The organism is Leptolyngbya sp. CCY15150 (assembly GCF_016888135.1).
In the GTDB taxonomy this organism is placed as follows: Bacteria; Cyanobacteriota; Cyanobacteriia; order RECH01; family RECH01; genus RECH01.
On the sequence record NZ_JACSWB010000212.1, the window covers coordinates 1 to 240 of the forward strand.

A 240-nucleotide genomic window follows, 5' to 3' on the forward strand; every position below is an offset into this window, starting at 1 on the left:
TTAACCCGGAGGCGCGGGCGGGCGGCTGGCTCACGATCTTTTCCAACTACTTCTTCGTTCCGGGTCTGGTGTGGACTGTGGTCTCGTTGATTGACGGAACCACTGAACTCGCCATCGGCGTACACTTCGCGAACAACATCGGCGGGGTACTCCTGTTCAACATCACTGGAACTGCCTTGCCCTCACCCGCTCTGTTCACCATCAGCGAGTATCACGCCACCTACGGGGCGCTATCAGGGC

General features: G+C 59.2%; 1 pseudogene. It reads left to right on the top strand.

The window, feature by feature from the left end:
* Nucleotides 1-240: pseudogene (locus JUJ53_RS16010) on the top strand (CPBP family intramembrane glutamate endopeptidase); the annotation flags it as partial.